Below are 346 nucleotides of genomic sequence, written 5' to 3'. Positions count from 1 at the left end.
AGTTGGTTTTGTACGCGGTGAAGGCGATGAACTTATAACGATTGAATCTATAAATAACGGGATTCCTTACATTACTGACTCTGACGCTTTTCAGCGTTGGAGCGAGAATGGTCAACATAAATTTGGTTTCTATACACCTGAAACGGAAGAACAAAATATGGCCCCACAACGCCTTATGACTCTTATGAATACAGAGTTAAAAAAACGTGTAAATGCGTCTGTTTCATATGAAGTAGAAGCGGCGGATATTTCGAAAGTATTCGGGTTGTCGCATGAGGAAATCAATGAAGGCGATACAATTCGAATTAAGGACACGGGATTTACACCGAAACTTTATTTAGAAGCA

Annotated in this window: 1 protein-coding gene; it reads left to right on the top strand. The window is 39.3% G+C overall.

Translation table 11 applies throughout. The annotated features are described in order from the left end of the window. Nucleotides 1-346, top strand: a 346-nt coding sequence (locus MR058_RS23030) for a phage tail spike protein (RefSeq protein ID WP_277926684.1), incomplete at both ends; no start/stop codon positions are given.

This window comes from Bacillus cereus group sp. BfR-BA-01430 (assembly GCF_022663115.1).
Classification (GTDB): domain Bacteria; phylum Bacillota; class Bacilli; order Bacillales; family Bacillaceae_G; genus Bacillus_A; species Bacillus_A cereus_BD.
The sequence above is the reverse complement of the archived record's forward strand: the minus strand, read 5'-3'. Positions and strand labels throughout refer to the sequence as shown.